Source organism: Pseudomonas sp. CBZ-4 (genome assembly GCF_000346755.1).
In the GTDB taxonomy this organism is placed as follows: Bacteria; Pseudomonadota; Gammaproteobacteria; order Pseudomonadales; family Pseudomonadaceae; genus Aquipseudomonas.
Genome location: NZ_ANNV01000080.1, coordinates 1 through 6,239, shown reverse-complemented (window position 1 = coordinate 6,239; position 6,239 = coordinate 1). Strand labels below are relative to the sequence as shown.

The window sequence follows — 6,239 nt, the reverse complement described above, 5'->3', positions numbered from 1 at the left end:
TGATACACCGCTATCGCAGGCAAGCCAGCTCCCACAGTTGATCTTCACTGTATTTGAAGGATTTACCCGTACATGAGAATTTCGAAGCTGTACCTGCTGATGGTTCTGGCAACCAGCGGCCATGCATTTGCCGCCGATTTGGCCCTGACGCCTTGGGCTCCAAGCCTCAACGCCGAAGCCGTGACGATCTTGAACACCCACACCCGCCTCGCCGCCAGCACCCGCGACGGCCTGCAACTGCTCGATGCCAAGGGCGCCGAGCTGGCGCGCTTCAACGGCAACTTCAGCAGTCTCGACACCCGCGCGGCCGGCGCCCAAACCCTGGTGGCCAGCCTCGACAACGATCGCCAGCAAGCGCTGCTGATCAGTCTCGATGCCACCGCCAAGACCTTCGGCAAACCGCTCTACCTGCCGACCCGCGACTACGCGGTGAACGGCCTGTGCCTGTACCGCGATTCGGCGGCCAACCTGTTTGTGTTCCTGGTCGGTGAAGAGGGCAAAGGTGAACAATGGCTGGTGGGCAACGGCGCTACGTTGTTGAACGAACCCCAGCGCGTACGCGGCCTGCCGCTGCCGCCGTCGGCGCAGTTCTGCCAGGTGGATGACGCGGCCAACCGCTTGGTGGTCAACGAAGAAAACGTCGGCTGGTGGGCCTACCCGGCGCACCCGGAAGCCGATGTGAAACGCACGCCGGTCGCCGTGTTCGACACGCCCAAGCGTGAAGCCGGGGCCATGGCGCTGGTGCCGGGGGGTGTGGTGGCGCTTGATCCGAAGACCGCCCAACTGCATCTGTTCCAGCAAACCGCTGAGCGTTGGGTCGAGCAAGCGAGCCTGAACCTGCCGGGCCTCAAGGAGCCGGAGCAGCTCAGCATCAACGGCCAGCAGGTGCTGGTGCGCGATGACGACACGGGCAAGCTCTACCAGGGCACGCTCAGCTGGCAGGCCAAGCCGGTGCCGGTCGACGCAGTGATCCCGGAAGTCGCTGCCGTGCGCCAGACCGATCCGGTCGGGCGCCAGGGCGATGCAGCGGATGATCCGGCGATCTGGATTCACCCCGAGCAACCGGCCAAAAGCCGTGTACTCGGCACCAACAAAAAACAGGGCCTGCTGGCCTACGACCTCGACGGCAAGCTGTTGCAGGAGCTGGCAGTCGGGCGCCTGAACAACGTCGACGTGCGTCCCAACTTCAAGCTGGGTACGCAAACCGTTGACCTCGCGGTCGCCAGTAACCGCGATCACAACAGCTTGAGCCTGTTCAGCATCGACCGTCACACCGGCGAGCTGCGCGAAGCCGGTGAAGTGCCGACGCCGCTGAAGGCGATCTATGGCATTTGCCTGTTCCAGCCCGCCAGCGGTGAGATCTATGCCATCGCCAACGACAAGGACGGCACCTTCCTGCAATACCGCCTGAGTGCGCCGGATGGTCGTGTGCAGGGCGAGCTGGTGCGCCAGTTCAAGGTCGACAGCCAACCCGAAGGCTGCGTCGCCGATGACCAGCGTCAGCGCTTGTTTATCGGTGAAGAAGACGTCGGCGTGTGGGCCGTGGATGCCCGTGCCGATCAACCGGCCAAGCTCACCAGTGTGATCAAGGTCGGCCCGCAGCTGCATGCAGACGTTGAAGGCCTGGCCCTGTACCAGAGCGACAAACGCGACTACCTGGTGATCTCCAGCCAGGGCAATGACAGCTATCTGGTGGTGGATGCCGAGCCACCGTTCGCCACCCACGGCGCCTTCCGCGTTGGCCTCAACGCGGCGGCCGGCATTGACGGCGCCTCGGAAACCGATGGCCTCGAAGTCACCGCGATCAACCTCGGCGGGCCGTGGAGCCAGGGCATGCTGGTGGTGCAGGACGGGCGCAAGCGCATGCCCGAGCAAACCCAGAACTTCAAGTTCGTGCCCTGGGCCGAAGTGACCCGCACGCTGAAATTGCCCTGACCCGTCATCACCCGGTCATCACTTTTTATTCGAATAGGAGTTCACCATGCACGCGACGATGGAACATATGACGATCTGGGGGTTGATCAGCGACGCCAGCCTGTTGGTCAAGGCGGTAATGGTCACGCTGCTGCTGGCGTCCTTGCTGAGCTGGTACTTGATCATCCAGCGCGGCGCGGTGCTGCGTCGCCTGGAGCGCCAGATGAACGGCTTTGTGCAGCGCTTCCGTGCAGCGCCCGACTTGCAGGCGCTGTACCGCGACATCGTGCAAGCGGGCGAGGGCGGCATTGCGCCGATCTTTATCGCCGGGGTGCAGGAATATCAGCACCTGCACAGCCATGATCCGGCCGTGCTCGAAGGCGTCGAGCGGGCCTTGCAGGTGGCGATCACCGAGCAGGAAATCGAACTGGAAAAGGGCCTGCAATTTCTCGCCACCGTGGGTTCGGTCAGCCCCTATATCGGTTTGTTCGGTACGGTGTGGGGCATCATGAATTCCTTCATCGGCTTATCCCAGGTGCAGCAGGCCACGCTGTCCACCGTTGCCCCGGGCATTGCCGAAGCGTTGATCGCCACCGCCATTGGCTTATTTGCGGCCATCCCGGCAGTGATCGCCTACAACCGTTTTGCCGCGCGTGGCCAGACCTTGCTCACCCGCTATTACGCCTTCGGCAATGAACTGCAAGTGCGCCTGCACCGCACGTTGCGCGGCACGTCGATCAACCTGGCCGTGGCCGCCTGAACAGGAGCAAGACGATGCTGACCAGGCCGCAACGCAAGCACGGGCCCAAGGCCGAGATGAACGTGGTGCCCTATATCGACGTGATGCTGGTGCTGCTGGTGATCTTTATGGTCACTGCGCCGATGCTGACCCAGGGCGTGAAGATCGAACTGCCCAAGGTCGCCGCCGAGGCGCTGGCCACCGACACGCGCCAGCAGATCCTCACGCTGTCGGTGCAAGCCGACGGTGGTTACTACTGGAACCTGGGTGGCGAACTCGACACCCAGCACCAGACCGACAGCGCCGTGACCCTGGAGGAAATGGGTGCCAAGGTCATGCAAGTGGTGGCAGCGCGCAGCGACACCCAGGTGTTTATCCGCGCCGATGACAACGCCGGCTACGGTCGCGTGGTCGCGGCCATGGCGGTGTTGCAGAAGGGTGGTGTCAGCAACCTGGGGCTGGTGACCGAGGCCCCGCAATGACGGCGATGATCATGCACAGTCCACCGCTTTCAATCGCGCCCAGGGATAACGCAGGATTCTGGCGCAACAGCTTCGCCGCCAGCCTCGCGGTGGCGTTGCACGTCGGTGTGTTGGCCGTGCTGATGCTGGGCTGGTCGACGGAAAAACCCGTGGTGGAGGCGCCACGGGTGATGCACACCCAGTTGGTCATGCTGCCGCCAGCCCCCGCGCCAGTGCCGGAACCGGTGGCCGTCGCAGCACCACCGCCACCGGAGCCGGTCGTCGTGCCGGTGCCGCCCAAACCCGTGGTCGATCCGCAGATCCAGGCGCAAAAACTGGAGAAGGCCGCCTTGGCGCGCAAGCGCGTGGAGGACAAGAAAATCGAGCAACAGCAGGAACGCCTGGCCAGCGAACAGCGCAACCGTGAGTTGGAACAGCAGCGGTTGAACCAGGAACGCCTGGCCGCTGAACGCGCGCGTCCGGCGGCACCAGCAGCGGCGCCGGCTTTCGACAGCCGCCAGTACCAACCCTTGAGCAAGGAAGCGCCGGACTATCCCGAGCGCGCCCTGGACAAGAACATCGAAGGCGATTGCTCGGTGGAGTACACCGTCAACCCTCAGGGCCGCGTGGAAAACCCCAAGGTGCTGGACGGTTGCCACCCGCTGTTCATGCGCCCGTCACTGGCCGCCGCCAACACCTTCCGCTACCAGCCGCGCATCGTCGAAGGCAAGGCCGTCGCCGTACCGGCGGTGCGCAATACCTTCCACTACCGCATCAAGTAAACCGGTCAAAGATCGTAGCGCACCGACAGCAACAGGGTGCGCGGATCGTTGACCGAGTAGTAGCGCGCGCCGCTGGACGGCACGTAGCCCACCGATTGCGGATAGGCGCGATCCAGCAGGTTTTTCACCGCCAGGGTGGTGGTCCAGTGCCCGTCGCCGCTGATGTAGCGGGTATTGGCGTTCCAGAAGGTTTGCTGCGGCACTTCCTGGATATCGTCGTTCAACGCGTTGGCATAGGACTTGGTCTGGAACTGCGCGTCGGTGCCCGCCAGCCAGGTGCCGGGCAATCCGGCCGGGATGGTGTAGTTGAGCCCGACGCTGGCGTTCCAGCGCGGCGAGAACACCAGTTGCTTGCCGTTGGCATCCACCCCCGCGCCGCTGGCGTTCTGGAAGTCATCGTACTGGCTTTCCAAATAGCCGAGGTTGGCGGTCAGCTGCAAGTCGCGGCTCAGGGCGGTGAGGGTTTCCAGCTCCACGCCATAGGTGTGGGCCTGGCCGACGTTGGTACGCAGGCTGACGCCCAGCGCCGGGTCGTAGGCGTTGGTTTGCAGGTCCTTGTAGTCGTTGTAGAACAGCGCGACGTTGGCGCGCAGGCGCTGGTCGAAGAAGTCGCCCTTGAAGCCGGTTTCCCAGGTGGTCACGTCCTCCGGCGAAAACGCCTGCTCGGCGGCGGCGCGGGTCGGCGCGCGGTTGTCGTAGCCGCCGGCCTTGAAACCCTTGGCGACGTAGGCGTACTGGTTCAGGTGCGGGGTCCAGGCGTATTCGAAGCCGATTTTCGGGCTGGTGGATTGCCAGGACTTGCTCGACTCGGCGGCAAAGTTGGTGCCGGTGATCTGCCGGTCGGTGTTGATCGCGTAGTTGGTGAACTCGAAGTTCTTGTGCTCGCGGGTAAAGCGCAGGCCCGCGATCAGCGACAGTTGTGGGGTGATCTTGTAGGTGCCCTGGCCGTACAGCGCATAGCTTTCGGTGTTGGTGGTGCTGTATTGGCCTTGGCCGATCACCCGGTTGCGCGCAATGGAGTAGGTGAGGTTGTCGCGGTCGGCGTCGAAGCGTTCGCGGTACAGGTACAGGCCGGTGCTGAAGCTGAAGTCGTCGTAGTCGCCGTTGAGCTGGAACTCCTGGGTGGCGTAGTTCTGCTTGTAGAGGATCAGGTTGTTCTGGATCAGCGCGGCCTGGCCGGAGTTGTCGTAATCCACCGGCTGGTTGAAGGACGACCAGGCGGTGACCGACTTGACGTTCAGGTGATCGTTGATCGCGTAGAGGGCGCGCAGCACCGAGCTGCCCTGATCGAGGCGGTTTTTCGGGTCGAGGCTGCTGTAGCTCTTGAACTTGTCGAAATGGCCGTTGGCATCGAACGGCGAATAACTGGTGGTATCGCCGCGATCAAAGGTGCCGGCCAGGGTCAGCTGCACATCCCACGGTGAATCCTCCGGCTTGTAGCGCAGCTTGCCGCGATAGGACTGGATATCGACGTTGTTCACGTCCTTGTCCCGTGTCGGGTTGGACACGGTGCCGTCGCGGGTCAGGCGGATCGCCGAGAAGCTGCCGAACAGGGCGTTGTCCACCAGCGGGCCGCTGATCAGGACGCGCCCGTTCTGCGCGTTGTAATTGCCCGCGCCGAGCTCGACGAAGCCACGGGTTTCCTGGCTCGGGTCACGGGTGATGACGCGAATCGCCCCGGCGCTGCTGTTGCGCCCGTACAGCGTGCCTTGGGGGCCACGCAGCACTTCGACGCGTTCGACGTCGTTGAAATCCAGCATCGAGGAAATCGCCCTGGGGATGTACAGGTCGTCGGCATACACCGCCACGGCGGCTTCCTGGATCGGGTCGGTTTCGCCGATGCCGCGGATGCCGTAGGTCTGCGCACTGTAGGAGATCGACTGGCGGCTGAGGGTCAGGTTGGGCACTTGGCCGGAGAGGTCGCGTACGCTGCGGATCTGCTTGTCTTCGAGGGTCTTTTCATCGAAGGCGGAAATCGCCAGCGGGGTTTTTTGCAGGTCTTCGCTGCGGTGTTCGGCGGTGACATTCACCACCGGCAGGGCGGCGTCATCGGCGTGGGCGTAGGCACTGAACAAGGCGAGCAAGACGGCGAGGGTGAGGCGATTGGGCGCAGCGATATGGCTCATGGTGGACCCCTGAGAGAGTGGTGGTTGGCAAGGCCTCCACCTGGTCAGGGGTCGGTGCTGGGGGTAACAATATGGATATGAAAGGCGTTCGTAAAAGTCCGTTTTGTTATATGTTAATTATTAATAATATGCATTTTGTTGGTGCATAAAATGCCATTTGATAATCATATTTCCAGCCATGCAAATATCTCATGTGGGAGCTGGCTTGCCTGCGATA

General features: G+C 62.9%; 5 protein-coding genes. 4 read left to right on the top strand and 1 reads right to left on the bottom strand.

The features are described from left to right. Positions 1-72: 72 nt before the first annotated feature. The 4 genes from B348_RS0110070 to B348_RS0110055 are packed head-to-tail and all read left to right on the top strand — an operon-like array spanning position 73 to position 3,896. Positions 73-1,935, top strand: coding sequence for a phytase (locus B348_RS0110070; RefSeq protein ID WP_017735995.1), 1,863 nt, complete (start codon positions 73-75; stop codon positions 1,933-1,935). Positions 1,936-1,981: 46 nt separating this feature from the next. After that, complete coding sequence (gene tolQ, locus B348_RS0110065; RefSeq protein WP_017735994.1) at positions 1,982-2,674, top strand: protein TolQ; 693 nt, start codon at positions 1,982-1,984, stop codon at positions 2,672-2,674. A gap of 14 nt (positions 2,675-2,688) precedes the next feature. Continuing rightward, positions 2,689-3,135: a protein TolR gene (gene tolR / locus B348_RS0110060; protein WP_017735993.1), complete on the top strand. Its 447-nt coding sequence runs from the start codon at positions 2,689-2,691 to the stop codon at positions 3,133-3,135. After that, the gene (locus B348_RS0110055; protein WP_026136701.1) at positions 3,132-3,896 is read left to right on the top strand and encodes an energy transducer TonB; all 765 of its coding nucleotides are present in this window, start codon (positions 3,132-3,134) and stop codon (positions 3,894-3,896) included. Before tolR ends, B348_RS0110055 begins: the two co-directional genes overlap by 4 nt. Before the next feature lie 5 nt (positions 3,897-3,901). Here the strand turns inward: B348_RS0110055 and B348_RS0110050 are convergent, their stop codons facing one another. Continuing rightward, positions 3,902-6,022 carry a TonB-dependent receptor gene (locus B348_RS0110050; protein ID WP_017735991.1) on the bottom strand — a complete coding sequence of 707 codons (2,121 nt, stop codon included), beginning with the start codon at positions 6,020-6,022 and terminating at the stop codon, positions 3,902-3,904. Between the last annotated feature and the right edge of the window lie 217 nt (positions 6,023-6,239).